Below are 23,161 nucleotides of genomic sequence, written 5' to 3' on the forward strand. Positions count from 1 at the left end.
TCGAAAGGGGCGTCACTCCCTGAAAGCGCGCTGATGGGGGAAATCACCCCCTTGCAGATACGCCTCCTCTTCGGGCGTCGGGTTGCGGCCCAAGATGGCGTTGCGGTGCGGGTGGCGGCCAAAGCGGGCGATGACGCGGCGCACCTTGCCGGCCTGATCGACCAACGAGGCATAGAGCGGTTGCAACGTTGCCGGCGCGCGGGCGGCGATGTCGTTGCGCAGGGCAATCAGCCGGTTGATGCGGGCCAGATGGTCCGGCCCCTCGGCATGGCCCAGGGGCTGGGTGAAGCCGATCTGGAACCACGGCAGGCCAAGGGCCGCCCAGTCTCCGTTGTCCAACCCCGCCAGCGCCTGCGCCAGAGCCGCCGGATCTTGCGCATATGCAAGCGCGCTCCCCCGCCACAGCGAGCGCGGGAACTGGTCCAGCACCACGATCAGCGCCAGCCGGCCCTCTTGCGTCCCGGCCCAGTGATCGAGGTCCCCCGCCGCGCCGCGTTCGGTCAGCGGGCCAAAGCGCGCCGCAATCGCACCATCCGCGCCGCCATGCATCCGCCAGCGCCAGTGCTCGGCATGGCGGTCGGGGTCAATGTCCAGCGCGCGGCCCTCGGGGAACCAGAAATCCAGAACCTCGCCGATCTGTCTGGCATCATTGCTATCGGCCATGTCATCCCCCCATTGAAAACGCCCCCGCGCCATGGGCACGGGAGCGGATTTGCCGATGAAGCACAAGCGCGCTCTATGCCGTCGCGGGCACCGTTGCCGGCACAGGTCGGCGCCCGCCGGGCCCGCGCGGGACGCGCAGCAGGCGCATAGCGTTGGCGATCACCACCAGTACCGAAAGCTGATGGATCAGCATGCCCTCGGCCATATGCACATCGCCGTTGAACACGCCCGCCAGCAGCCCGGCCACAGTCAGCAGCGCGATGGCCAAGTTCTGGCGCATATTGCGCAGCGTCGCGCGGGAAATCGCCATGGCCTCGGGCAGTTTCTCCAGATCGTCGGCCATCAGCGCAATGTCGGCGGTCTCGATCGCCACGTCCGAGCCCACGGCCCCCATGGCAACGCTGGTGTCGGCGGCAGCCAGCGCCGGCGCGTCGTTGATGCCGTCGCCGATCATGGCGACATGGCGGCCCTCGGCCTGAAAGTGGCGGATCAGCTCCAGCTTGTCCTCGGGCAGCAGCCCGGCATGAACCTCGTCGATGCCGATTTCGGCGGCGATGGCGTGGGCGGCCTGCGGCTGGTCGCCGGTCAGCATGGCGATGCGCCCCACCCCGATATCGCGCAGCCGGGCGATGGCGCTTTGGGCCGAAAGCCGGGGCTGGTCGGACAGCCCGAAGATGCCCGCGATGCGCCCGTCCAGCGCCACGATGATCGGCGTGCAGCCGCGGCCCAGAACCCCGGCCAGCGCGGCCTCGGCCTCGGCGTAGAAACCGATGCCCAGCCGGTCGAACAGCCGCCGGTTGCCGGCCGCGACCTGCCGCCCCTCGTGGTGGACCACCAGACCCATGCCAGCCACTTCCTCGACCGTCTCGGGCGCGGGAATCTCGCCCTCGGCACGGCCGGCCTCGATAATCGGGCGGCCCAGCGGGTGGTCCGAGCCGGATTCGGCGATCGCCGTCCAGTGCAGCAATTCGGCACGATCGATGCCGCCAAGAGGCACGATCTCGACCAGGCTGGGGCGGCCCTCGGTCAGGGTGCCGGTCTTGTCCAGCGCCAGCATGTCGATGCGGCCGGCGCTTTCCAGATGCTGCCCGCCCTTGATGAGGATGCCCGAGCGCGCCGCCCGCCCGATGCCGGCGACGATGGAGACCGGCGTCGAGATCACCAGGGCGCCCGGACAGGCCACCACCAGAAGGGTCAGCGCGAGGCGAATATCCTGCGTCACCGCCCAGGCACCCAGCGCCAGCATCATGATGCCGGGCGTATACCATTGGGCGAAACGCTCGATCATGCGCTGGCTGGGGGCGCGTTCCTCCTGCGCCTCTTCGACGCGGCGGATGATCCGGGCCAGCGTGGTATCGGCGCCGATGCCGGTGGCGCGGATCCGCAGCACGCCATTTTCCGCGATGGTGCCGGCATGGACGTGGGAGCCGGGGGCTTTCTCGGCCGGGATCGGCTCGCCGGTGATGGCGGCCTCGGACACGGCGGCGTTACCGTCGATCACCTCGCCATCGACGGGGATGCGGTTTCCGGCGCGCACCAGCACGACCTCATTCGGCTGGACGGCACTGGCGGCAATCTCGACCGGCTGGCCGTCGCGGATCACGGTAGCGACCTCGGGCGCGGCCTTCAGCAGATCGGCCAGTGCGCCACGGGTCTGGCGCAGGGTGCGGGCCTCAAGCCAGGCGCCGAAGCTGAACAGGAAAGTAACGGCGGCCGATTCCCAATATTCGCCGATGAACAGCGCGCCAATAGCCGCAACGGTCACCAGCAACTCGATCGAGAAATGGCGAATGCGCAGCGCGTGGTACGCCCGCCAGGCGATGTCAGAGCCGGCGACAAAGGCCGCCACCAGCATAGATGCCGCCCAGAGCCCGCGCAGGTCGAACCCGTAAAGGGCGATCAGGCCCAGCACGATCAGGCTGCCGCTGATGATGGTCAGCCACTTCCTGCGGCTGGCCGGCTGGTGAAGAATTGTCAGGATAGGGGTCAACATGCGGGGCCTCATGATGTGAAGGCCCGGCAGCGCGGGCAGGCACGGCCGGGCTGGAAGGGATGGGTCAGAATGCGGCGGGGCGGGCCTCTTAGCCGGTGGATTTCACCACCGAGACAAGGGCCTCGACCGGGGCGGATGCGGGGTCATGCTCGACCTCGATGCGGCCGGTGTTGAAGTGCACCTTGGCGGCGGTCACGCCAGGAGTTGCCGCCAGCGCCTTTTCGATTTTGGTGACGCAGGAGGGGCAGGAAAATTCGTCGCTGCGCAGGATGGTCTTGGTCATGGCTGGTTCCTTTCATGTCGCCGCCCGGTGGGCGGTCATTGCTTGTGAACTCAAGATATGCTGTCCTTTCAGGATCAGGATTGGCAACTCAGGCAAAGATTCATTGCATGAATGCACAGGCGCAGGATTGGGACGATCTGCGGTTGTTTCTGGCCGTGGCACGGGCGGGGTCGCTCTCGGGGGCGGCGCGCAGCCTTGGCGTTACCCATTCCACCGTCTTCCGCCGCATCGGCGCGTTCGAGGCGCGGCTGGGGGTGCGCCTGTTCGACCGGCTGCCCGGCGGTTACGCGCTGACCCAGGCCGGCGAGGAGATGCGCGATTCCGTCATCCGCATCGAGGAAGAAATCACCGCGCTGGCGCTGAAGGTTACCGGACAGGACCAGCGGCCCACTGGGACGATCCGCATCACCACGACCGACCTGCTGGCGGTGGGGGTGCTGCCCCGCCATGTCGCCGCCTTCCGCGCCGAATGGTCCGAGATCGAGATCGAGGTAATCGTTGCGGATACGGTGCTGGACCTGACCCGGCGCGAGGCGGACGTGGCCCTGCGCATCGGCAATCCGGGACAGGAAACACTGATCGGGCGGCGGGTCGGGCGGTTGGCCTTTGCCGCCTATGGTGCGGCGGACCGGCCGCCGGGCGATCCTGCCAAGGGTGACTGGATCGGCTACGGGTCTGCGCATGGCCCGCTCAGCCGCAATCTGACCCGCTGGTGGCCGGATGCGCGACAGGTTTACCGGACAAACTCGATCATCGCCGCCCATGCCGGTGCGAAGGCGGGGATCGGACTTGCTGCCTTGCCTTGCGTGATTGCCGATTGCGACCCCAGCCTGATCCGCGCCGCCGCGCTGCCCGAGGATTTCATGCTGGACCTGTGGTTGCTGATTCACGAGGATCTGCGCCAAACCGCGCGCATCCGCCTGTTTCTGGACTTCATGGCGACGGCCCTGGCGGCCGATGCCGACCTGCTGGAGGGGCGCTGCCCGTGCAAGACAAGGCCGGCGCAGGCGTAACGCCCGCGCCGGCCCATGCCTGCGCCCGTGGCGTCAGTCGATCATCTGCCAGCCCGGATGCTCGAAATGCTCGCCATATGCGTTCAACGCCTGAACGATCGTCACCGCGCCAGTCTCGACCTCGCCGGCCTCCAATGCCGAGATGCCGGTCATCACCTCACCAAGGACGATATGGAACTGCTCGTCCACCTCGGGTTCCAGCACACAGTTCTCGACCATGAAATCGACCTGCTTCTGGACATCGGCAGCGACCCCATTCGCGGCATCGGCCGGCAGGGTGCCGTTGTGGATCGCGTCCAGGTTCGCGGCCATGGTTCCGTGAATCGCGGTCATGCCGGTGATCATGTTCTGATCGCCCTGCCATTTGGCGCCATCGTTCAGCGTGATCTCGATAGCCCCCGCGCCATGGCTGTCATGATCATGGGATTGCGCGGCTGCAATGCCAGCTGACCCCAGCGCAAGGGCGAGAGCAACAGCGACGGCGGTGAAAGATTTTACAGTCCTCATAGTGATCTCCTGTATCTGCCAAGTGGTTCTGGCCGCAGCGGGCATCGACAGACGCCGCCGGGCTTGGGATAGACATAGGCTGTCCGTTTTCGCACGAGAATTGACGAAAACTGCAAAGACCCATTGCACGAATGGACAGACCTCAGGCACGAACCAGACCCTCGCGGCCTGCCGCCGATACCATCGGGCTGTCGAACAGCGCCCCGACGGCATGGGTCCGGATGCCGCCTGCCTCGCGCATCAGAAACAGCGCATCGAGGTCGAGACGCGCGGCGAGTTCGCCGCCAGCTTGCGGACCCAGCACCATCAGCGCGCTAGCCCAGGCATCGGCCTCCGCACAGGTTCCGGCGACGACCGTAACCGAGGCCGGTGACGAGCGCAGCGGGCCGCCTGTCGCGGGGTCCATGGTGTGTGACAGGCGCTGGCCCCGAACGGTCACATGATGCCGGTAGTCGCCCGACGTGGCGACGGCAGCATCCATCAGCGTCAGGATGGAGCGGGGCGCGCGGCGTTCGGGATCCGGCGTCTCGACGGCGACCGTCCAGGGCATGCTATCGGGCCGTAGTCCGGATGCACGCATTTCGCCGTCGATGCCGACGAGGAAAGCCGTGATGCCGAAGCCTTGCAACGTCCCTGCCAGCTTGTCCACGCCGAACCCCTTGGCGATCCCGTTCAGGTCCAGCGTGATCGGCGTGTGTTTCCGGACTAGCCCGGCCGCGCGGTCGATCTCCAGCACCTCATGCGCGGGCCAGCGCGCAGCAGCCATCACCGCGCGGATGGCCCCGGCGCTGACCGCCTCGGGTCCAAACCCCCAGGCCCGCACCGCATCGCCCATGCCGATGTCAAAAGCACCGCCCGATAGAGCGCCGATCCTTACCCCAAGATCGAGCACTTCGGCCAACCCAGCGGGAACGGCCACCCAGACATTTTCGGACGTCCGGTTCAGGCGCATCAGGTCACTGTCGGGTTTCCATGTCGACATGGCGGCATCGACCTCCGCCACGGCCGCCTGCAAGGCCGCCTGCACCGGGGCGGGGTCCAGCCCGGCATCGGCATGGAAAAGCGCCGACCAGCGTGTCCCCATGGTCGGGCCATTCAGCGCGTGGCGGATCGGGTCAGTAGACGTCTTCGGCATAGCGTCCCTCCGTTTTCAGCGTGAGCGGGGTGAGGCCGACCGGCGCGAGAATGTCCGTCAGCGCCTCGGCCACGCCCGCCGCCATGTCGCGCCCGCCGCAGACCATGATGCGCGCCCCGTCCCGGATCAGCCGGATCAGTTCAACGCTCTCAGCGCGCAGCACGTCCTGCACATAGCGCGGCTTCGCTCCCCGCGAGATGGCGGTGGTCAACTGGGCAAGACGGCCATCGGCCTGCCAGGCGGCCAGATCCTCACGATAGAGGAAATCGCTGTCGGGGTGGCGCATCCCGAAAACGAGATGAACCGGCCGCTTCCCACTGTTGCCCCGGATGAACCCTGCAAGCGGGCCGATCCCCGTGCCGGCGCCGATCAGGATCAGCGGCGGCTTTCCTCCTTCGTTATGGAAAGCAGGATTGTGCTGGACGAAGGCGTGGATCGCCTGATCGGGCTCCAGTGCCAGAAGCTGCCCGGAGCAGAGGCCGCCGGGATGCTTGCGCACCACGATCTCGACGAAGCCGTCGCGCCATCCGGACGCCAGCGAGTAGAAGCGCGGGAGGTCCGCACCCTCGGGCAGGACGCCGAGGAGATCACCGGCCTGAAACCGGCCAACGCCCCGACCTGTGAGCCGTTGCAGGAGCGTCGTCTCGGGCAGGGAAAAGCGCAGGATCGCGGTTGGCGCCTGCACGTCTATCCCGTAATCGCGGCGCGAGACCAGGACAAGCCGCTCCGTCACCGGCGGGGTTGGCACATGTTCGAGCGTAAGCTCGATCCCCAGCGCCGCCCCCAGGGCGCGGCCCCAGCGGGCGAAATCCTGCGGCGACTGGCGATCGACCGCATCGAAAGGTATCAATTGCGCCCAACCTTTGGCAGCAGCCAGCCGCGCGACTTCATCGGCGAACGCGCAGAACGCGGGGAAGCTGCGATCGCCGAAACCAAGCACGGCAAGCGGGGCCTCAGGGACGGATTCCAGCGCCGCGAGGCGTTCGATGAACCCCTTCGCCGTGGCGGGAGCCTGTCCCTCGCCCCAGGTGGCGGCGAGAATGACGAACCGTTCGGCCTGCGGATAGCGCGCCGGCTCGAAACCGGACATTGGCGCGACATGAACATGCTGGCCCGCTGCGGTCAGCGCATGTTGGAGCGTCGCAGCGAAACCCCAGGTGCTGCCGCCCTCCGAGCCCACCAGCAAGATGGTCCCAGCGCCTTTTGCAGGATGATTGCCACGGAGACGCGGCCTTGACCGCCGCCCCGCGAACCAGAGCACAAGACCACTCACCCCCATTGCCGGCACGCCGAGCGCCATCACACCCAGCACGAGGCCGAGAGATGCGGCCCCCTGTCCGGTATGCAGGATGTAGATAGTTTCAGATATCCGTTCCCACATCGTCAGCTCGGCCCAGGCCAGAAGCTCACCCGTCCCCTGATCAAGATAGCCGGTGCCGCGATCCGTCTTCAGGGTGAAGGCGTCCGTGGCGTCGCCCGGATAGGGAAAGCTCAGTTCGCGCAACTCAGTGACAGGAATCACGGAGAGCGGCTCCATCGCAGCAAGGGAGACCCCGGTGCTGCCGCTGACCTCGGTCGGAAAGGCCGGCGGTGCAGTGCCATCCGGCAGAAGATCGAAGGTCGAAGCGGCCATCCACAGTGCGGTCGCCGAGGACAGAATCAGCCCCGCGACCGCCACGCGGGCGATCCCGGTATGGATGCGGCTCGATGCTGGCCCGCGCAAAGGGGCGAACCAGCGCCGCCAGCCGCCCATGCGCCGTGCGACCAGCATCGCGCCAGAGACCGACAGGACCAGCATGGCCGCCGCACCGGCAGCCATGACGATACGGCCGGCATCGCCAAGAAACAGCGAGCGGTGAAGGCTGGTCAGCCAGCGTTCGACCGGGTTCGGATCGGCGCTGGCGATGCCCTTGCCGGTCGCGGGGTCGATCACCGCCGCGCCGGGCGTGCCGTCGTCGAACCAGAACGCAGTAATCCGGCCCGAGGGCGCACGCCGGATCTGCTCCACCCCCGGATAGGCAGTCCGGATGCGTTCAGCGAGATCGGCAACGGTCAGGCCGGCCTCGGCCTGCGGCGTGGAAAACCGCTCGGCCACGGGAAAGACCGAGAGCGCCGCCCCGCTGATCGCGAGGACCATGACGAGAGCAAGGGCCAGCAGACCCGGCCAGCGATGCAGCATGCGGATCATGGCGCCATCTCACATGTCGTAGCGGAGGCTGGCGACATAGCGGCGGCCGGGCACGGGCTGCCCCGCTCCTGCCGCCGTCAACGGCACGGCGATGTCGTTCGGACTGTCGCGCATGTACTCGACGGCGGCATCGACATGCAGCGTGTAGCCGGCATCGAACAGCGCATCGGCAAGGTCGAGGGTGATTTCCAGCGACCGGCCCGCGCCGACACTGGCGCCGGTGATGCCGTCGATCTGCGCCAGGTCGCCGCCGCTGGCGCGATACCAGTCGCTGAGATGTTCGTAATATTTCGACTTGCCGCCGGCCATCCACAGGGTTCCGGCATATGCCCCCTGCGCATCGGTAACGTAGAGAACCAGATAGGCACCATCGCCGCCGTAAGTGTTCAGCGTGGTGGTGAGGGTGACCGGCCGGGCCATGGCGAGGCCGGGGGCCACCAGGGCCGAAGTCAGCGCAAGGGCTGCGAGGATGGATTTCATGTCTCTGCTCTCTTCTGCCTGATATGTCAGTTCACCCGCACCACGGGCGGGGTGCCGTTCTGGAACAGCGGATTGGCGGGCGGGACCGAGGGGGCGACAGGGGTTGCACCGCCGCGATCCCGCTTGCGGTCCTGCTCGCCGTCCCGGTGGCGCAGCTTGACGACCTGCAACGTCGCGGGATCCAGCTTGGCCTTGATGCGGCGGCCCTGGGCATCGCGGCCCTTGACCTCCCAGCAGCCGTCATCGGCCTCGATCTTCTCGACATGCCAGCCGAGGCCGGCGGCGGCCTGCATCACCGCCTCGCGCGGCTGCCAGGCGCCGCGCGGCACATGGCAGTCGTCGCCCGCCAACGCCCCCGCCGCGGGCAATACCGCGAGAGCGGTTATGGCAATCAACAGAGTCTTCATGGTTCGAATGTCCTTTCCGATCATCTCGGGGGCATTTTCCCGGCTATGGCCGCGGCGAACGCCCGCGTGGGAAAGGCTCCGCCGCGATGACGGGGCGGAGCCTTGCGGCGATCAGTTGCGCTTTGCGGGCTTGGTGCCGTCGCTCCAGCGCTTGACCTTGCCGTCGATCACCTCGAGGGTTCCGGGATCGACGGTCATCTTCAGGGTGTTGCCACCCTGGTCGATGACGTTCAGCTCGTAGCAGCCATCATCAAGTTCCATTTTCGAGATGCTCCAGCCGAATTCGTCGGTCACTTGGATAAGGGCTTCCCAGGACTGCATGTTCTCGGTCGGCACGTTGCATTTCTCGTCGGCGAGCGCGGCCCCGGCGGGGATCGCGAGGGCGAATGCGGTGGCGGTCAGGATGGTTTTCATGGCTATGCTCCTCAGCCTTGGTTGCCTGATGAAACCAATCTGGAGGGCGCGGCTGACGTGATCCTGATCGCCGCGGAAAACCTGCGTCAGCTTTCCGTCAGCCTGCCCCGACGAACCGCAACGGTCGCGCAAAACAAACCGGCCCCGCCAGACAGACGGGGCCGCAACAACAGTGGGAATGCGTAATGTTCAGGTCACGTCATTTGCGCCAGGGGGGCGCTTTCGGCCCGTGACCATGGCACGGGGCAGGTTCTCCCGATGGCGCCATGAGGTGAGCGCCACACCTCCGACATGCAGGGCCACGAGGACCAACGCCAGGTTGGCCAGCGTTTCATGCACCTCCTTCAAGGTCTTGTCCCCCCTGACTTCCCGGCCGCCATGCTCGCCCACAACCCTCACGGCACGGGCTTCCTCGATCGACTGTTCGAGCAGCCAGCCGCTTAGCGCGGTGCCGGAAAGCGTAACCATAAGTGCCACGATCATCGCGGCGCCGGCCGGGTTGTGCCCGAGATGGCGCCGCTCCCGCCCGCGCAGCATGTCTCCGAGATAGACCAGCGTTGCGGCAGGGCCACGCATGAATTGCGCGAAGCGGGCATGGTGACTGCCGACAAAACCCCAGATCAGGCGGAGCACAAGCAATGCCGCCACCGCATAGCCGGCCGCCTCGTGAAGCGGCCGCACCTCGTCAGCCGCGAGCCATGCCACTGCAAAGGCGGCAACCAGGCCCCAATGAAAGCTGCGCACCACCGGATCCCAGACCCGCACCATGCGCGTGGTATCGGCAACGTCCGAAATACCGCCGTCCCTTTTCGCCTCAATCATGTTTGCGTCCCCTGCCCTCACGGAAGTGCCGTTCACCTCCGTCCTCGTATTCGACCTCGATTACCTGAAGCGTGCCGGGATCGACCGTCACCTCGATGCGGCGTCCTTCCCGGTCCGTGCCTTTTATCTCGTAGCAGCCGTCGTCGATCTTGATGCGCCGCACCACCCATCCGTTTTCTTCCGCGAGCCGCACCACCGCGCTTCTTGGCTGCCAGTCTGCCAGCGGCACGGCACAGTCGTCGCCGGCAAGTGCAGCCCCGCACGGAAGGGCCGCGAGAAAGGTCAGAATTGTCAGCGATCTCTTCATGGACCACACTCCGCATAACGGCCATCGGATGACATTCTGCGTCGCGAACCTGACGGGATGCTGAAGCCTGGGGCGTCCCGCCATCAGCTTTGCGTCAGCCCGGATCGCCATAATGGCCAGAGGCAAATGAGTAGGAAGATCATGCGAATCCTGCTGATCGAGGACGACACCGTTCTGGGCGCCGCCGTGCGGGACCAGATCGCCGCGGGTGGCCAGTCGGTGGACTGGGTCACGCGCCTGGATGCGGCCGGCGATGCGATGGCCGGCGCCGGCTATGATCTGGTATTGCTGGACCTCATGCTGCCCGACGGACGCGGCATCACCTTCCTTCGGTCGCTGCGCGCCGGCGGCGACGTGACGCCGGTGATCATCCTGACCGCGCTGGACCAGATCTCGGACCGGATCGAAGGCTTGAACGCCGGCGCCGACGACTATCTGGTCAAGCCCTTCGATCTGGCCGAGCTTTCCGCGCGCATCGGCTCGGTCGCGCGGCGCTATAGCGGCAATCCCAACCCGATCATCGTCCACGGCGCGCTTGCCGTCGACCTTGCCTCGCGCAGCATCCGCCGCGACGGCCGGCCGGTGCAACTGACGGCGCGCGAATGGGCGCTGTTCGAGGCGTTCCTCACGCGCCCCGGCCAGCTTCTGTCCAAGGCACAGCTTGAGGAAAAGCTTTATGCCTTCGATACCGAGGTGGAAAGCAACACCATCGAGGTCCATGTCAGCCGGCTGCGCAAGAAGCTGGGCGCCGAGGTGATCGAGACCGAGCGCGGATTGGGCTACCGGCTGGGTTCGCCATGACGATGCCACGCAGCCTTCAGATGCGGTTGGGGGTGTCTCTGGGCATCCTTCTGACGCTGCTGTGGATCGCCGCCGCCGCCACCACGGCGGTCATGCTGCGGCACGAGATGGACAGGATCTTCGACTCGTCACTACAGGAGGCGGCGCAGCGCCTGTTGCCGCTGGCCGCTGTCGAGATCGTCGGACGTGAGGAGGAAGGTGTGACGCAACACCTTGCCGACCTGCGCGACCACGACGAATTCCTCACCTATATCGTGCGGGATGACATGGGGAGAATCCTTCTGCAATCGCATGAGGCCGACCCCTCCATCTTCCCGGAATGGGATGGGCCGGGCTTTCACACGACCGCAACCCATCGCCTGTATGGCGAGGACGCCCTGCAAGGCACGATCCGCCTCACGGTCGCCGAGCCGCTTGCCCATCGCGCGGCGGCGGCACGCGATGTCTGGGCGGGCCTGGGACTGCCACTGCTGGTGTTCATCCCGGCCGCGCTGCTGGCGATCGTATTGACCGTCCGCTCGGGCCTGGCCCCGCTGCGCCGCTACCGCGACCGGCTGGCCGCGCGTTCACCGCGCGACCTTGCCCCCGTCGCCTGCAACGATCTCCCCGTCGAGGTCACCCCGGTGGGGCTGGCGGTCAATGTGCTGCTGGCGCAGCTCAAGTCCACATTCGAGGCCGAACGCACCTTCGCCGCCAACGCAGCGCATGAATTGCGAACACCGCTGGCAGGCGCAATCGCGCAGGCCCAGCGGATACAGGTGGAAACGAAAGATACCGGCGCCGGCCACAGGGCCGCCGAGATCGAGGCCTCGCTGAAGCGGCTGGCCCGGATCGCCGAGCGGCTGCTGCAACTGGCTCGGGCGGAGGGCGGGCGGTTGCGGCTCGATCACCTATCCGATCTTCGCATCACCGCCCGTCTGGTCGTGGACGATATCGAGAGGACCGCACCGAACCGGATCGCACTCGCTCTGCCGGAGCACCCGGTAATGTCCGACCTCGACCCCGATGCGTTTGGCATCATCTGCCGCAACCTGGTCGAGAACGCCCTGCGGCACGGCGCATCTGACGAGCCGATCGAGGTAAGCCTCGGTGAGGATGGCACGTTCCGCGTCGCCAATGACGGCCTTGTTGTGCCGACAGAAGCACTTGGCCGGCTGGCCCGCCGTTTTGAGAGGGGGACAACCGGAACGGAAGGCAGCGGGCTTGGCCTTGCCATCGTCGCCAGCATTGCGGACCGGATTTCGTCAAAGCTCACCTTGCAGTCGCCGAGACCGGGAAGCTCGTCTGGCTTTGAAGCGGCGGTGGTTTTGCCGACAGCTTCAAAGCAACCAATACCGCCCAGCCAGGCGAGCGCAGTCTTTCGTTGAGCCGATAGCCGGCCAGCAGATCTGAAAACTATTGGGCTGGCTGTGTCCGCCGGAACAGGATGCATCTGTATATAAGGGGCGCAGAATGTTGATCTCGAAAGGACAAAGCCTAGCGCGCGCCCGTGGTGACAGTAGCCCTGCCGACAAAGGCGGACGGGGCAGCATGACCAGAAAATTGGTTACATCTTCGGATGCTATTGAATTTCGCCACCTACGTTACTTCATAGCCGCTGCCGAGCACGGCAGCTTCCGAAAGGCAGGAAATTCACTGGGTCTGTCGCAATCGGCAATCAGCCGCTGCATTGCCGACCTCGAAGTAAGCGTCCGGCCTGAGCGCTACCCGGGCCATTTCCAAGGCAGCAGGTCATCGACCTTTGTGATCTTGTAATCAGGGATACGGGCCAGGGTGTCGGCGAGCCAGGCATGGGGATCGCTGACGTTGAGCTTGGCTGTTTCGATCAGGGTGTAGGCGATGGCGGCGGCCTTTCCACCTGCCTCGGAACCGACGAATAGGTAGTTTTTCCGCCCGAGGGCCATCACCCGTTCATTCTGCCCATGTCGGGCAACTTGTTGAGGTGCATTACCGGTGGCACGCGCTTTTCGGCCGACAGTTTCGGGTCGAGCGTGTCGACCGACGCAAGTCCGGTCAGTTTGTCCATATCGAGGTGCTGCCTGGTATCTTCATGGTCGTGGCCGCGTGGATGCTCGACCCGGCGGCTTGCACCGGCATGGACCTCGGCACACCGCGCGTATCGCTCGCGGCCCTGTCGGATCTCGATGACCTTCTGAGTCGGCACGGTCTTCGGCGAAGCTCTTCCGGTGATGTCATCGCCGGAAAGGAACAGACCGATGCAAGACCTGCCCACCGGGCCGTCGAGCCCCAGGCAACTGCAGATGCAGTTCGACTCGGAGCGGTTGCGCGGAATGAGCCCACGGGAGCGCCAGCAGGTGTTGACGCGCCTGGCCATTTTGCTGGCCGAAGCGGCGGGAACGAGCAAGTTGGAGCAAGACGATGATGGACGGTGATCTCCTTCCACCGGCCATCCTGCAGCGCAAGGCGGTGGTCTATGTGCGCCAATCGACCCCGGCCCAGGTGGAGCTCAACACCGAGAGCCGGCGACGGCAATATGAACTGGTCGAGGTCGCGCGTCGTCGTGGTTTCAGGACCGTGGATGTGATCGACGACGATCTCGGCCGCTCCGCCAGCGGCATGGTGGCCCGGCCCGGCTTCGAGAAGCTTGTCGCCGCCTTGTGCGCCGGGGAAGTCGGCGCCGTGCTCTGCTTTGACGCTTCGCGGCTGGCGCGCAACGGCAGGGACTGGCACCACCTGCTCGAACTGTGCGGGCTTGTCGAGGCGCGTGTCATCGACCTCGATGGCATCTACGATCCCTGCCTGCCGAACGACCGCCTGCTGCTCGGCATGAAGGGCAGCATCAGCGAGTTCGAGCTCGGGGTGATCCGGGCGCGCATGCTTGACGCCGCCCGGGCGAAGGCGCGCCGTGGCGAACTTCGGATCAGCGTGCCGATGGCTATATCTGGCATCGCGAGGCCGGCCTCGGCCTCGATCCCGACTTCCGGCTCCAGCAGGTCATCCGGCTGGTCTTCGAGCGATTCCGCCAGCTCGGCAGCGCACGGCAGGCGCATCTGTCGCTGGCGGCGGAGGGGGTGTTCTTTCCGCGCCCCTCGGACGGCAAGCGCCTGACCTCCTTCGACTGGACGGCGATCCGCTATCGCAACGTCATCGGGCTGCTGAAGAACCCCTTCTACGCCGGGGCCTATGTCTATGGAAAGAGCGAGAAGCGCATCGAACTGGTCGACGGTCGCGCGCGCAAGACCTACGGCCATGGCAAGCCGCCTGAGGCGTGGGACGTGTTGATCCGCGATCATCATGCCGCCTATATCGATTGGGCGGAATACGAGCGGAACCAGATGCTGCTCGCAGCCAACGCCTATGGACGTGCGGGAGGACAGAAGTCGGGGCGGGGCGGTCGTGCCCTTCTTGCCGGCATGCTGACCTGCGGGCGCTGTGGCCGCGGCCTGGCCGTCGCCTATGCCGGCGCCCCGCCGGGGCGTCCGACCTATCGCTGCGACCGGCCCAATCTCATGCTCGGCCTGCCGCGCTGTCTCAGCTTCGGCGGATCCCGTGTGGACGCCGCGATCGCATCGGAGATACTGCGCGTGGTCGAGCCGATGGCGATCGAGGCCGCGCTGGAGGCGGAGCGAATGCACAGGGAAGGAGAGGCCGAGCGCCGGCGCGTAGCCGAACTCGACCTGCAGCAGTCAGAATACGATGCTTCGCTGGCGGAACGGCGCTATGCCGCCTGCGACCCGGAGAACCGGCTTATCGCAGCCCAGCTCGAGAAGCATTGGGAAGCTGCGTTGCGGCGCGTCGAGGCTTGCCGGGCGCGCCTTGCCGCAACGGATACCTTGGACCCGACCGCGCCGATGCCCGACTTCGAGGGCTTGGCGGCGGACCTCTCCGCAGCCTGGTCGGCGCAGGGCGTCACGACCCGAAGCCGCCAGCAACTGATCCGGGCGCTGATCTCGGACATCATCGCCGATGTCGATGACGCGACACGGGAGGTCGTGCTGACGATCCACTGGCAAGGCGGTCAGCATTCGCAATTGCGGGTGCGCAAGCCACGGACGGGGGAGCACGGTTGCCAGACGCCTGAGCAGGCCCTTGTCGTGATGGAAAGCATGGCAACGCGCTTTTCCGACGCCGATATCGCGGCAACCTTGAACCGGATGGGCGTGCGGACCGGCCAGGACAAGACATGGACGGCGCACCGAGTGGCCTCCATCCGCAGGGTCCGCAGGATCCACGCCTTTCGCTCGGCCGAGAAGGACGGAGCATGGCTCACAATGCGCGAGGCCGCGGCAAAACTCGGGGTGACCAGCCATGTCGTGCGGCGGATGATCCAGGACGGGATCCTGCCTGCCGAGCAGGTCGTTCCGGGCGCGCCATGGCAAATCCGGGCCGATGATCTTGAGAATGATGACGTCATCAAGGCCCTCCGGCAGAAAGGGCGCCCGCGTCACACCGTTAGCCGAGACCAACTTCAAATGTTTCCAGATACTTGAAGAAGAGGGGCACAATGACTCACCACTCGCGATCGGACGGATCTGGTTTTCGACCGGGTTGGTGTCCAGCTCGAGGGTGCCATCGTCGATAAAGCGGATCAGGCCGGGCCAGTGCGCGAGGGTGTAGCGGATATCCTCGGCCAGCAGGGACTTCCGCGGGATGCGCGAGAGCTGGGTCTCCAGCCAGGGCTTGAGCGCGGAGATGATCGGGGCGGATTGCTCGCGTCGGATGGCCATGCGGACGGCCGGGTCCTTGCCGCGCACGGTCTTTTCGATCTGATACAGCAATGCGATCTGGCGCAGCATCTCCTCGGCGATGGGCGAGCCGTCGCTCTCGACGCGTTTGACGAAGCGGCGGCGGACGTGGGTCCAGCAATAGACCAGCTGCCACGGCCCCTCATCGCGCGTGATCTCGGTCAGCGCATTGTAGGATTGGTAGGCGTCGCATTGCAGGAACCGGCCGCGGTATCCGGCCAGGAACCTAAGCGGATGTTCCCGTCCCCGACCGGGAGCGTAGTGGAACAGCACGAGGGGCGGGCCGGCACCGCCATGCCCGCGATCGTCGGATACGACGGCCCAGAAGTAGCCGCTCTTGGTGGCCTTCCGGCCCGGCTCCAGAACAGGCGCGCGGGTCTCGTCGACGAAGATCCGGTCGGCGACGCGCAGGTGGACCTTCATGTGGTCGATCACGGGCATCAGGTGGAAGCAGGCGCGGCCGACCCAATTGCCGAATGTGCCGCGGTCGAGGTGGAGCCCCTGCCGCTCGAAGATCCCCGCCTGGCGGTAAAACGGAAGGTGGTCGCCGAACTTCGAGATGATGATCCATGCGATCAGCCGCTCGGTGGGCAGGCCGCCCGGCACGACGTGCTCGGGCGCATGAGCCTGCACTACGGCCTGCGAGCAGCGGCGACAGGCATATCTGGGGCGCCGCGTCACAAGAACCTGGAACTGCGCCGGGATCACGTCGAGCCGCTCGGAGACATCCTCCCCGATCCGGGCCATCTCACCACAACCGCAGGGGCAAAGGGTGCTGGCCGGCTCGATCACGCGCTCGACCCGGGGCAGATGCGCCGGCAGATGCCCACGGTTGCGCGCGGGCTTGCGAGGTTCTTCCCCTCGCGCCCGGGAAAGCGCGGCTTCAGCCTTCTCCTGCGCGGCCTCAAGCACGCCCTGGGCCAGTTCGGCGTCCTCGAGCGGCAAATTGAACTGGTCGGGTGACAACTTCTCGGAACTCTTGCCAAAGCGCTCGCGCTGCGAGGTGCGCAGGATACCCTCCAGCCGGCGGTTTGCCTCCTGTACCTCCGCGAGCGCTGCCTCGACCTCCGCGAGGCGGGCCTTCAGATGAGCGTTCTCGCGGCTGAGAGTGTCGGCATCCATGCCTGAAGTGAATCACGCTGATGCCGTTCTGGCCAGTAAAAACGGGGCCTCCAGTGCGTCGGATGCACTTACCCTGCAACCAGCGGGCGGCGCACCCGCTCGGGTCTTACCAGTCTCCAGTCCAACCCCTCGAACAGCGCCGCCAGCTGCGCCGAGGACAGGCGCATCACCCCATCCCGCACCTGCGGCCAGACGAACTTGCCGCCCTCGAGGCGCTTGTGAACGAGCACCATCCCGGTCTGGTCCCAGACCAGAATCTTGATACGATCTGCCCGCTTCGCCCGGAAGACGAAGACCGCCCCGCAGAACGGGTCGAGCCCGAACATCTCCTGCACCGCCAGCGCCAGCCCGTCGATGCCCTTGCGGAAGTCCACCGGCCGCGTCGCCACGTAGACCTTCACCGGCCCGCCCTGGCCGAGCATCACCATGCCGCCGCCCGCGCCGCTCGGATCGACCGCGTAAGCAGAACCTCATCGGTATCTGCGCCGACGCGGATCACGACATCACCCACAACGATCTCCACGCCGGTGCTGGCCTCCGTCTCTGCCGGCATCTCCGCTGCGGCGCCCTCGACGACCAGTTCTGCAAACATCGGCAGTGCCGCCACGCTCTCGGGCACGACAAGCTGTCCGTCCCGTAGCTTCTTCCGCCAGTCATAAACCTGCCAGCGCGTCGTCCCGTGCCGCCGCGCGACTTCGGTCACCGAAGTTCCCGGCACCAAGCTTTCCGCCGCAATCCGCGCCCGCTCCGCCTTCGTGCGTCGCTGACGCCCGGTCGGCCCCTCCATCACTTCCAGCCGCGAAACCCCACCATCCGAGAAGCCGTCCAAATGGCCGCCCATTTTGCCGTCTCGTTCCAAGCCAACACCTCCGACGTTCATGCGCACGGAGATTGGCCCGTTCAGATCACCAGCGGCAGGAGGGGATCAGCGTCGCGCTTACTCCTCATCCGTCCAAAGTCGCTTCGTCCGACGCGCCACGCCATCACCATAGTGTCCACTATCAATGGTGGACACTATCCGCCTCTTTCACCACGCGGCAGGGCGGTCAGGCCGGACGCTTACGTCGCCTCGGAGACACGCGCGCCGGAAACTCCCCCCCGCGAGCCGCGGATTTCCGTTATGCCGTTCAGCACCAGCCAGCCGCGCATCCGCGCATTGGTGCTGGAGTTGATCTTGTAGAGCAGCGTCGCGCCGAAGTGCCGCGCGCCGGCGACCGGCGCGGCGAAGTGGCTGTTGCCGACGCAAAGCCGCACTATCGTGGGCGGCGATGACGCAGGAGTTTTCGATAACCGCCCGCAACCATTGCACGGGCGTCACGCAGGAGTGCCTTGATGGCATGACGGGCGGAAGATGCCTGCCATTCGTCCCGGTCAAGCCGGCCGGCGTTCAGGAGAACCCGCGCGATCTCCTGCTGCGTCGCGCCGGCCCGATGGCCATCGAAGGCCCGCAGCATCCGTCGGAGGCGCGCGCGTTGCTGGCGTGTCAGGCGCGTATCCAATCTGCGGCCGAGGTTGAGCTGCGGCGGGTTCGAGCGGAGCGCCAGCGGCGGCACAAAGCGTCAGGGGGAGGATGGCCATCTGTTGGCGAAGGTTGGAGAATAGAGAAACACGAATTTGCATGGTCGGATCTGATCTGCTGCAATCTTGATGGTTGGGCGGACTGCTACGTTTGCAAGCAGTTTCGGCTTTCATCCGCCACCCTCGCGGAGCGAAGCTGCGATGTCGTTGATCGATCGGAGCAGAACCAGGGGATCATCCCTGGACGGCTCAAAGCCGCGCCGCCTCCAGAATTCGGCGGCTTCACCATCGACGGCATTGACCAACAAGGCCCGTCCGCCGATCAGCGAAGCGGCCTGAACGCAGCGCTGGAGAGCATGCTTCAAAAGACCGGTCCCGATGCCCAGCCCTGCCCATCCCGTATCGGTCGCAAGCTGGCCGAGTAACATGCACGGGACCGGATTGGGTGGCTGCCCCGTCCGGATCGAACGCGGCAGCACCGATGGTACAACGGCAGTCGGCGCCAGGCCGTAGTAACCGACCACGCGCCCAGCCTCATGCACCACGAGAACAGCAGTGAAGCCCTTCTGCTGATTGGAGAGGGCGCGCGTCTTCAGCCAGTGGTCAAGCGTGGGCTTGCCACAGGAGAAATCAGACACTTCGTGACCGGCGGTAAGCGGTTCGGGGCCTGACAGTTGCAATGGCTTACCGCTTCGCCACGTAGCCGGGCTCCCACGGCGCGGGCCGCTTCAGGACTTCCACCATCTCCGGAACGGGAGCAGCAGGACGCGCCAGCACATCCATGAACTCGGCGAAGCCCTCCGGACTCATCCGGATCAGCCCCTGCTCCATGACGACCTCCTCGGCCGCGCGCACAGCGGCGTCGCGCACGAAATCGGTGCGCGAGCGGCCGCGGAGGCTGGCGGCGCGATCAATCATTGCGACATCCGCCTCGGGCAGGCGCATCGAGATCGGATATTCCTTGCGTTCGGCGTTCGTGGCCATGGCGAATCTCCTTGGTCGGCACATAGTGCCTTGTATCGCGAATTACAATACGATAGGGTTACATCAACAGTCAATGACCTCATGAGGAGGGGCGACGAGGCCAATGATGACCGGGCCAGCGAGGGATTCCGATAGGTTATTTTGCTACGCCATGGCTCGCCGGGACACGCTGGGCTACGCTACAGCCCGCTCACCCGCGCCAATTGTCGCCGAATATTCGCCATCAATTTCCGTTGCTTATGCTTCCTCCGGGGCGAATGCTGCAAGTTATGACCTTGCGAGCCCCAGGAAACACAGCAAAGATGACAGGAGGAGAGCGCGAAGCGCTGCTCGAATCCTTGCTGCTGGACGAGCCGGAGCTGACGTTTACGCCGCGCGGCGCTCCAGACCCGCGCCTTCTGCGTCTGGTCGGCATCCTGGCGAGGCAGGCGGCGCAGGAGTGCTATGCAGAGGAAGTGAAGATGTCACGGCAAAGGAGGAAGCGCTCCTCCTGATACGGATGGGAGCCACGTTTTGAAAGTCGCGATCTACGCCCGCTATTCTTCCGACAATCAACGCGACGCTTCCATCGCCGACCAGTTCCGTATGTGCCGCCTCCATGCCGAGAAACAGGGCTGGCACATCGTCGAGGAGTATTCGGACCACGCGATCTCCGGCGCCTCGCTGATCCGGCCGGGCATTCAGGCGCTCATGGCCGACGCTATGGGCGGCCGCTTCGATCTGATCTTGGCCGAAGCGATGGACCGCCTCTCCCGCGACCAGGAAGACATCGCCGGCATCTACAAGCGCATGCGCTATGCCGACGTGAAGATGTTCACCCTGTCCGAGGGCGAGATCAGCGAACTGCATGTCGGCCTCAAGGGCACGATGAACGCGCTGTTCCTCAAGGATCTGGCCGACAAGACCCGGCGCGGACAGCGCGGCCGCGTCGAGGCCGGCAAGTCGGGCGGCGGCAATTCCTACGGCTATGACGTGGTGAAGAAGTTCGATGCCAACGGTGAGCCCGTCCGTGGCGATCGCACCGTCAACGAGGCGCAGGCCGAGGTCGTGCGCCGCATCTTCCGCGACTACGCGGCCGGCAAGTCGGCCAAGACCATCGCCTTCGCCCTGAACAGGGACCATATCCCTGCGCCGTCAGGCGGCGATTGGGGCTTCAGCACGATCAACGGCAACCCGAAGCGCGGCAATGGCATTCTCAACAACGAGATGTATGTCGGCAAGATCGTCTGGAACCGCCAGCGCTTCGTCAAAGACCCCGATACGGGCAAGCGGCAGGCCCGGCCCAACCCGGAATCGGAATGGGTCATTCAGGAGGCGCCGGAGCTGCGCATCCTCGATGACGATCTGTGGGAGGCGGTGAAGGCGCGGCAGGGCGAGATGCGGACCGAGCGCGATGAAAGCGGCCTGGCTGACGTCCGCAAGATGAACCATCGCCGCCGGCCGAAATACCTCTTTTCCGGCCTGACCCGCTGCGCCTGCTGCGGGGGCGGCTATTCGGCGATCTCGGCCACGCTGATCGGCTGTTCGACGGCGCGCAACAAAGGCACCTGCGACAACCGGACCAACATCCGGCGCGACGAGTTGGAGACGCGCGTGCTGAATGCGCTGCGGACCCGCTTGGTCGATCCCGAACTGTTCGCCCGCTTCTGCGAGACGTTCACGCAGGAGATGAATCGGCTACGGATGGAAGGCCGTGCGGGCATCGCAGGGGCCGAGGCGGAGATGGCGAAGATCGACCGCGAACTGGCCAAGCTACTGACCGCCATCAAATCAGGCGGGCCGATTGAGGCCATCGTGGAGGACATGAAGCGGCTGGAAGGCCGGAAGGCCGAGTTGCGCACGTTCTTGGCCGAGGCCGAAGAACCGCCTCCCCTGCTGCAACCCTCGATGGCGCTACAATACCGCAAGCGGGTCCAGCAGCTCTACGAAGCCTTGCAGGACGAGGAGGAAGAAAAGCGGATCGAGGCGGCCGACATCCTGCGCTCGCTGGTGGACAAGATCGTGCTGACGCCGGTGGAGGGGAAAGTGGAGATCGACGTCCAGGGCGATCTCGCTGGAATCCTTATGATTTCCGCACAAACGAAAAACCCCGCCGGAGGGGCGGGGCAATCGCAAGTAAAGATGGTTGCGGGGGCAGGATTTGAACCTGCGACCTTCAGGTTATGAGCCTGACGAGCTACCGGGCTGCTCTACCCCGCGCCATTTGCATCGCGTGGTTTGCGGTGCTTTTTCGTTCCGAGAGATTTTCGCTTCTTTTCAGGTCTGGCGGTGACCTACTCTCCCACGTCTTTTGACGCAGTACCATTGGCGCGACGGCACTTAACGGCCGAGTTCGGGATGGGATCGGGTGTTTTGCTCGTGCTAAAGCCACCAGACCGGAAAAGGAGCGAGATCGGCGTTTCCGCTTCCCTTCGGGCTTTCGCCGCTTCGGGATCGGGAAGACATTGTCCAAGGATGCTTTTGGAAGAAGGCGGGCTGCTTGTCCTTGACAAGCTGGTCTGTCTTCTTCCGGATCAAATCAAGCCTATCGAGCGATTAGTACCGGTCAACTGAACGCATTGCTGCGCTTACATCTCCGGCCTATCGACGTGGTGGTCTTCCACGGCTCTCAAGGGATACCTTGTTTTGAGGGGGGCTTCACGCTTAGATGCCTTCAGCGTTTATCCTGTCCGTTCATAGCTACCCAGCACTACCGTTGGCACGATAACTGGTCCACCAGTGGAACGTTCACCCCGGTCCTCTCGTACTAGGGGCAACTCCTCTCAAGTATCCTACACCCACGGCAGATAGGGACCGAACTGTCTCACGACGTTCTAAACCCAGCTCACGTACCTCTTTAAATGGCGAACAGCCATACCCTTGGGACCTGCTCCAGCCCCAGGATGAGATGAGCCGACATCGAGGTGCCAAACGATGCCGTCGATATGGACTCTTGGGCATCATCAGCCTGTTATCCCCAGCGTACCTTTTATCCGTTGAGCGATGGCCCTTCCACTCGGGACCACCGGATCACTATGGCCGACTTTCGTCTCTGCTCGACTTGTCAGTCTTGCAGTCAGGCTGGCTTCTGCCATTGCACTCGACGAGCGATTTCCGACCGCTCTGAGCCAACCTTCGCGCGCCTCCGTTACTCTTTGGGAGGCGACCGCCCCAGTCAAACTACCCACCACGCAGGGTCCCGGACCCGGATAACGGGCCGCGGTTAGACATCAAGAGTGCGAAGGGTGGTATCTCAAGGATGGCTCCACCGGAACTGGCGTCCCGGGCTCAATGCCTACCACCTATCCTGCACATCGCAATCCTGATGCCAGTGCGAAGCTATAGTAAAGGTGCATGGGGTCTTTCCGTCTAACCGCGGGAAGTCTGCATCTTCACAGACAATTCAATTTCGCTGAGTCCACATTTGAGACAGCGGGGAAGTCGTTACGCCATTCGTGCAGGTCGGAACTTACCCGACAAGGAATTTCGCTACCTTAGGACCGTTATAGTTACGGCCGCCGTTTACCGGGGCTTCAATTCAAGGCTTGCACCTCTCCTTTTAACCTTCCGGCACCGGGCAGGCGTCAGACCCTATACGTCGCCTTACGGCTTCGCAGAGCCCTGTGTTTTTAGTAAACAGTCGCCACCCCCTGGTTTGTGCCCCCCGCCGACAGTTGCCTGCCAACGGGGCCTCCTTCTCGCGAACTTACGGAGGTATTTTGCCGAGTTCCTTAAATGTGGTTCTCTCAAGCGCCTTGGTATTCTCTACCAGTCCACCTGTGTCGGTTTAGGGTACGGTCTTGTGGAGGGCTATTTCCAGGAACCGCTCAGCAGCCCCT

25 protein-coding genes, 1 tRNA gene, 2 rRNA genes and 2 pseudogenes (1 of these 30 only partly in view) are annotated in these 23,161 nt (G+C 65.1%); 7 read left to right on the forward strand and 23 right to left on the reverse strand.

Translation table 11 applies throughout. The features are described from left to right. Positions 1 to 12: 12 nt before the first annotated feature. The 3 genes from KF941_RS08300 to KF941_RS08310 all read right to left on the reverse strand — a co-directional run bounded on the left by KF941_RS08300 (position 13) and on the right by KF941_RS08310 (position 2,939). On the reverse strand, positions 13 to 663 hold the full coding sequence (locus tag KF941_RS08300) for a DUF924 family protein (RefSeq protein WP_028714021.1): 651 nt from the start codon (positions 661 to 663) through the stop codon (positions 13 to 15). A 73-nt stretch (positions 664 to 736) separates the two neighbouring features. Further along, positions 737 to 2,656: a cation-translocating P-type ATPase gene (locus KF941_RS08305; RefSeq protein WP_104494091.1), complete on the reverse strand. Its 1,920-nt coding sequence runs from the start codon at positions 2,654 to 2,656 to the stop codon at positions 737 to 739. Between the two features lie 88 nt (positions 2,657 to 2,744). Further along, positions 2,745 to 2,939: a heavy-metal-associated domain-containing protein gene (locus KF941_RS08310; RefSeq protein WP_214273080.1), complete on the reverse strand. Its 195-nt coding sequence runs from the start codon at positions 2,937 to 2,939 to the stop codon at positions 2,745 to 2,747. A 107-nt stretch (positions 2,940 to 3,046) separates the two neighbouring features. Here KF941_RS08310 and KF941_RS08315 point away from each other — a divergent pair, with 107 nt between their 5' ends. Continuing rightward, entirely contained in the window at positions 3,047 to 3,952 is a 906-nt protein-coding gene (locus KF941_RS08315; protein WP_028714024.1) for a LysR family transcriptional regulator, read from the forward strand. 33 nt (positions 3,953 to 3,985) lie between these two features. Here KF941_RS08315 and KF941_RS08320 read toward each other — a convergent pair whose 3' ends face one another. The 8 genes from KF941_RS08320 to KF941_RS08355 all read right to left on the reverse strand — a co-directional run bounded on the left by KF941_RS08320 (position 3,986) and on the right by KF941_RS08355 (position 10,212). Further along, positions 3,986 to 4,459: a hypothetical protein gene (locus KF941_RS08320; RefSeq protein ID WP_028714025.1), complete on the reverse strand. Its 474-nt coding sequence runs from the start codon at positions 4,457 to 4,459 to the stop codon at positions 3,986 to 3,988. A gap of 142 nt (positions 4,460 to 4,601) precedes the next feature. After that, the gene (locus KF941_RS08325; protein ID WP_028714026.1) at positions 4,602 to 5,594 is read right to left on the reverse strand and encodes an FAD:protein FMN transferase; all 993 of its coding nucleotides are present in this window, start codon (positions 5,592 to 5,594) and stop codon (positions 4,602 to 4,604) included. Further along, positions 5,575 to 7,782, reverse strand: a complete 2,208-nt coding sequence (locus tag KF941_RS08330; RefSeq protein WP_104494092.1) for a PepSY domain-containing protein — start codon at positions 7,780 to 7,782, stop codon at positions 5,575 to 5,577. Before KF941_RS08330 ends, KF941_RS08325 begins: the two co-directional genes overlap by 20 nt. A 9-nt stretch (positions 7,783 to 7,791) precedes the next feature. Beyond that, entirely contained in the window at positions 7,792 to 8,262 is a 471-nt protein-coding gene (locus KF941_RS08335) for a DUF2271 domain-containing protein (RefSeq protein WP_104494093.1), read from the reverse strand. 26 nt (positions 8,263 to 8,288) lie between these two features. Further along, positions 8,289 to 8,669 (reverse strand): PepSY domain-containing protein, encoded by a 381-nt coding sequence (locus tag KF941_RS08340; RefSeq protein ID WP_214273081.1) that lies wholly within the window; start codon positions 8,667 to 8,669, stop codon positions 8,289 to 8,291. Positions 8,670 to 8,780: 111 nt separating this feature from the next. Then, entirely contained in the window at positions 8,781 to 9,083 is a 303-nt protein-coding gene (locus tag KF941_RS08345; protein WP_214273082.1) for a PepSY domain-containing protein, read from the reverse strand. A gap of 189 nt (positions 9,084 to 9,272) precedes the next feature. Beyond that, a complete protein-coding gene (locus KF941_RS08350) occupies positions 9,273 to 9,905 on the reverse strand; it encodes a cytochrome b/b6 domain-containing protein (RefSeq protein WP_104494095.1) in 633 nt (210 codons plus the stop codon). Next, positions 9,898 to 10,212 carry a PepSY domain-containing protein gene (locus tag KF941_RS08355; protein ID WP_104494098.1) on the reverse strand — a complete coding sequence of 105 codons (315 nt, stop codon included), beginning with the start codon at positions 10,210 to 10,212 and terminating at the stop codon, positions 9,898 to 9,900. The genes KF941_RS08350 and KF941_RS08355 overlap by 8 nt, the downstream gene beginning before the upstream one ends. 141 nt (positions 10,213 to 10,353) lie before the next feature. On the opposite strand from KF941_RS08355, the gene KF941_RS08360 reads away from it, so the two are divergent. The 3 genes from KF941_RS08360 to KF941_RS08370 all read left to right on the forward strand — a co-directional run bounded on the left by KF941_RS08360 (position 10,354) and on the right by KF941_RS08370 (position 12,768). After that, complete coding sequence (locus KF941_RS08360; protein ID WP_028710783.1) at positions 10,354 to 11,013, forward strand: response regulator transcription factor; 660 nt, start codon at positions 10,354 to 10,356, stop codon at positions 11,011 to 11,013. Beyond that, positions 11,010 to 12,380, forward strand: a complete 1,371-nt coding sequence (locus tag KF941_RS08365) for an ATP-binding protein (RefSeq protein WP_104494096.1) — start codon at positions 11,010 to 11,012, stop codon at positions 12,378 to 12,380. The genes KF941_RS08360 and KF941_RS08365 overlap by 4 nt, the downstream gene beginning before the upstream one ends. A gap of 163 nt (positions 12,381 to 12,543) precedes the next feature. Next, positions 12,544 to 12,768, forward strand: a complete 225-nt coding sequence (locus KF941_RS08370; protein WP_084637888.1) for a LysR family transcriptional regulator — start codon at positions 12,544 to 12,546, stop codon at positions 12,766 to 12,768. Here the strand turns inward: KF941_RS08370 and KF941_RS08375 are convergent. Further along, positions 12,717 to 12,917, reverse strand: a pseudogene (locus tag KF941_RS08375) (transposase domain-containing protein); the annotation flags it as partial. The gene KF941_RS08370 and the pseudogene KF941_RS08375 overlap by 52 nt on opposite strands. Beyond that, the gene (locus KF941_RS08380; RefSeq protein ID WP_214273083.1) at positions 12,917 to 13,348 is read right to left on the reverse strand and encodes a hypothetical protein; all 432 of its coding nucleotides are present in this window, start codon (positions 13,346 to 13,348) and stop codon (positions 12,917 to 12,919) included. The gene KF941_RS08380 and the pseudogene KF941_RS08375, both read right to left, overlap by 1 nt. Before the next feature lie 44 nt (positions 13,349 to 13,392). Between KF941_RS08380 and KF941_RS27930 the strand changes: the two genes are divergently transcribed. Together KF941_RS27930 and KF941_RS08385 are read left to right on the forward strand one after the other, a co-directional pair. Further along, entirely contained in the window at positions 13,393 to 14,082 is a 690-nt protein-coding gene (locus tag KF941_RS27930; RefSeq protein WP_240540266.1) for a recombinase family protein, read from the forward strand. Next, positions 13,977 to 15,464, forward strand: coding sequence for a recombinase family protein (locus KF941_RS08385; protein WP_346428994.1), 1,488 nt, complete (start codon positions 13,977 to 13,979; stop codon positions 15,462 to 15,464). Before KF941_RS27930 ends, KF941_RS08385 begins: the two co-directional genes overlap by 106 nt. A gap of 81 nt (positions 15,465 to 15,545) precedes the next feature. Here the strand turns inward: KF941_RS08385 and KF941_RS08390 are convergent. From KF941_RS08390 to KF941_RS08420, 7 genes and pseudogenes are all read right to left on the reverse strand, one after another. Then, a pseudogene (locus KF941_RS08390) lies at positions 15,546 to 16,841 on the reverse strand (IS66 family transposase); the annotation flags it as partial. A 68-nt stretch (positions 16,842 to 16,909) separates the two neighbouring features. Then, entirely contained in the window at positions 16,910 to 17,269 is a 360-nt protein-coding gene (tnpB, locus tag KF941_RS08395) for an IS66 family insertion sequence element accessory protein TnpB (RefSeq protein ID WP_214273084.1), read from the reverse strand. Beyond that, positions 17,263 to 17,700: a transposase gene (locus KF941_RS08400; RefSeq protein ID WP_240540267.1), complete on the reverse strand. Its 438-nt coding sequence runs from the start codon at positions 17,698 to 17,700 to the stop codon at positions 17,263 to 17,265. The genes tnpB and KF941_RS08400 overlap by 7 nt, the downstream gene beginning before the upstream one ends. Positions 17,701 to 17,900: 200 nt before the next feature. Continuing rightward, positions 17,901 to 18,095 (reverse strand): hypothetical protein, encoded by a 195-nt coding sequence (locus KF941_RS08405; RefSeq protein WP_214273706.1) that lies wholly within the window; start codon positions 18,093 to 18,095, stop codon positions 17,901 to 17,903. Next, the gene (locus KF941_RS08410; RefSeq protein ID WP_084637936.1) at positions 18,095 to 18,295 is read right to left on the reverse strand and encodes a DUF2285 domain-containing protein; all 201 of its coding nucleotides are present in this window, start codon (positions 18,293 to 18,295) and stop codon (positions 18,095 to 18,097) included. The genes KF941_RS08405 and KF941_RS08410 overlap by 1 nt, the downstream gene beginning before the upstream one ends. Before the next feature lie 234 nt (positions 18,296 to 18,529). Beyond that, complete coding sequence (locus KF941_RS08415) at positions 18,530 to 18,997, reverse strand: GNAT family N-acetyltransferase (RefSeq protein ID WP_341802370.1); 468 nt, start codon at positions 18,995 to 18,997, stop codon at positions 18,530 to 18,532. Positions 18,998 to 19,043: 46 nt separating this feature from the next. Continuing rightward, positions 19,044 to 19,343 (reverse strand): DUF1778 domain-containing protein, encoded by a 300-nt coding sequence (locus tag KF941_RS08420; RefSeq protein WP_028714593.1) that lies wholly within the window; start codon positions 19,341 to 19,343, stop codon positions 19,044 to 19,046. A gap of 513 nt (positions 19,344 to 19,856) precedes the next feature. Here KF941_RS08420 and KF941_RS08425 point away from each other — a divergent pair. Continuing rightward, positions 19,857 to 21,509, forward strand: coding sequence for a recombinase family protein (locus tag KF941_RS08425; RefSeq protein ID WP_214273674.1), 1,653 nt, complete (start codon positions 19,857 to 19,859; stop codon positions 21,507 to 21,509). On the opposite strand, the gene KF941_RS08430 is transcribed toward KF941_RS08425, so the two are convergent. The 3 genes from KF941_RS08430 to KF941_RS08440 all read right to left on the reverse strand — a co-directional run. After that, positions 21,466 to 21,542 (reverse strand) — tRNA-Met (locus tag KF941_RS08430). The genes KF941_RS08425 and KF941_RS08430 overlap by 44 nt on opposite strands. A 61-nt stretch (positions 21,543 to 21,603) precedes the next feature. After that, positions 21,604 to 21,718: ribosomal RNA gene (rrf, locus tag KF941_RS08435) — 5S ribosomal RNA — on the reverse strand. Positions 21,719 to 21,857: 139 nt separating this feature from the next. Beyond that, positions 21,858 to 23,161: ribosomal RNA gene (locus KF941_RS08440) — 23S ribosomal RNA — on the reverse strand; it runs 1,543 nt beyond the window's last position.

It is taken from the genome of Paracoccus sp. pheM1 (genome assembly GCF_018499825.1).
Taxonomy (GTDB): domain Bacteria; phylum Pseudomonadota; class Alphaproteobacteria; order Rhodobacterales; family Rhodobacteraceae; genus Paracoccus; species Paracoccus versutus.

What these genes read in the sequence shown, in the direction of transcription:
- KF941_RS08300 (WP_028714021.1), bottom strand. Translation starts at nt 663, where the DNA reads ATGGCCGATAGCAATGATGCCAGACAGATCGGCGAGGTTCTGGATTTC.
- KF941_RS08305 (WP_104494091.1), bottom strand. Translation starts at nt 2,656, where the DNA reads ATGTTGACCCCTATCCTGACAATTCTTCACCAGCCGGCCAGCCGCAGG.
- KF941_RS08310 (WP_214273080.1), bottom strand. Translation starts at nt 2,939, where the DNA reads ATGACCAAGACCATCCTGCGCAGCGACGAATTTTCCTGCCCCTCCTGC.
- KF941_RS08315 (WP_028714024.1), top strand. Translation starts at nt 3,047, where the DNA reads ATGAATGCACAGGCGCAGGATTGGGACGATCTGCGGTTGTTTCTGGCC.
- KF941_RS08320 (WP_028714025.1), bottom strand. Translation starts at nt 4,459, where the DNA reads ATGAGGACTGTAAAATCTTTCACCGCCGTCGCTGTTGCTCTCGCCCTT.
- KF941_RS08325 (WP_028714026.1), bottom strand. Translation starts at nt 5,594, where the DNA reads ATGCCGAAGACGTCTACTGACCCGATCCGCCACGCGCTGAATGGCCCG.
- KF941_RS08330 (WP_104494092.1), bottom strand. Translation starts at nt 7,782, where the DNA reads ATGATCCGCATGCTGCATCGCTGGCCGGGTCTGCTGGCCCTTGCTCTC.
- KF941_RS08335 (WP_104494093.1), bottom strand. Translation starts at nt 8,262, where the DNA reads ATGAAATCCATCCTCGCAGCCCTTGCGCTGACTTCGGCCCTGGTGGCC.
- KF941_RS08340 (WP_214273081.1), bottom strand. Translation starts at nt 8,669, where the DNA reads ATGAAGACTCTGTTGATTGCCATAACCGCTCTCGCGGTATTGCCCGCG.
- KF941_RS08345 (WP_214273082.1), bottom strand. Translation starts at nt 9,083, where the DNA reads ATGAAAACCATCCTGACCGCCACCGCATTCGCCCTCGCGATCCCCGCC.
- KF941_RS08350 (WP_104494095.1), bottom strand. Translation starts at nt 9,905, where the DNA reads ATGATTGAGGCGAAAAGGGACGGCGGTATTTCGGACGTTGCCGATACC.
- KF941_RS08355 (WP_104494098.1), bottom strand. Translation starts at nt 10,212, where the DNA reads ATGAAGAGATCGCTGACAATTCTGACCTTTCTCGCGGCCCTTCCGTGC.
- KF941_RS08360 (WP_028710783.1), top strand. Translation starts at nt 10,354, where the DNA reads ATGCGAATCCTGCTGATCGAGGACGACACCGTTCTGGGCGCCGCCGTG.
- KF941_RS08365 (WP_104494096.1), top strand. Translation starts at nt 11,010, where the DNA reads ATGACGATGCCACGCAGCCTTCAGATGCGGTTGGGGGTGTCTCTGGGC.
- KF941_RS08370 (WP_084637888.1), top strand. Translation starts at nt 12,544, where the DNA reads ATGACCAGAAAATTGGTTACATCTTCGGATGCTATTGAATTTCGCCAC.
- KF941_RS08380 (WP_214273083.1), bottom strand. Translation starts at nt 13,348, where the DNA reads ATGGCCAGGCGCGTCAACACCTGCTGGCGCTCCCGTGGGCTCATTCCG.
- KF941_RS27930 (WP_240540266.1), top strand. Translation starts at nt 13,393, where the DNA reads ATGATGGACGGTGATCTCCTTCCACCGGCCATCCTGCAGCGCAAGGCG.
- tnpB (WP_214273084.1), bottom strand. Translation starts at nt 17,269, where the DNA reads ATGGTGATGCTCGGCCAGGGCGGGCCGGTGAAGGTCTACGTGGCGACG.
- KF941_RS08410 (WP_084637936.1), bottom strand. Translation starts at nt 18,295, where the DNA reads ATGCTGCGGGCCTTCGATGGCCATCGGGCCGGCGCGACGCAGCAGGAG.
- KF941_RS08420 (WP_028714593.1), bottom strand. Translation starts at nt 19,343, where the DNA reads ATGGCCACGAACGCCGAACGCAAGGAATATCCGATCTCGATGCGCCTG.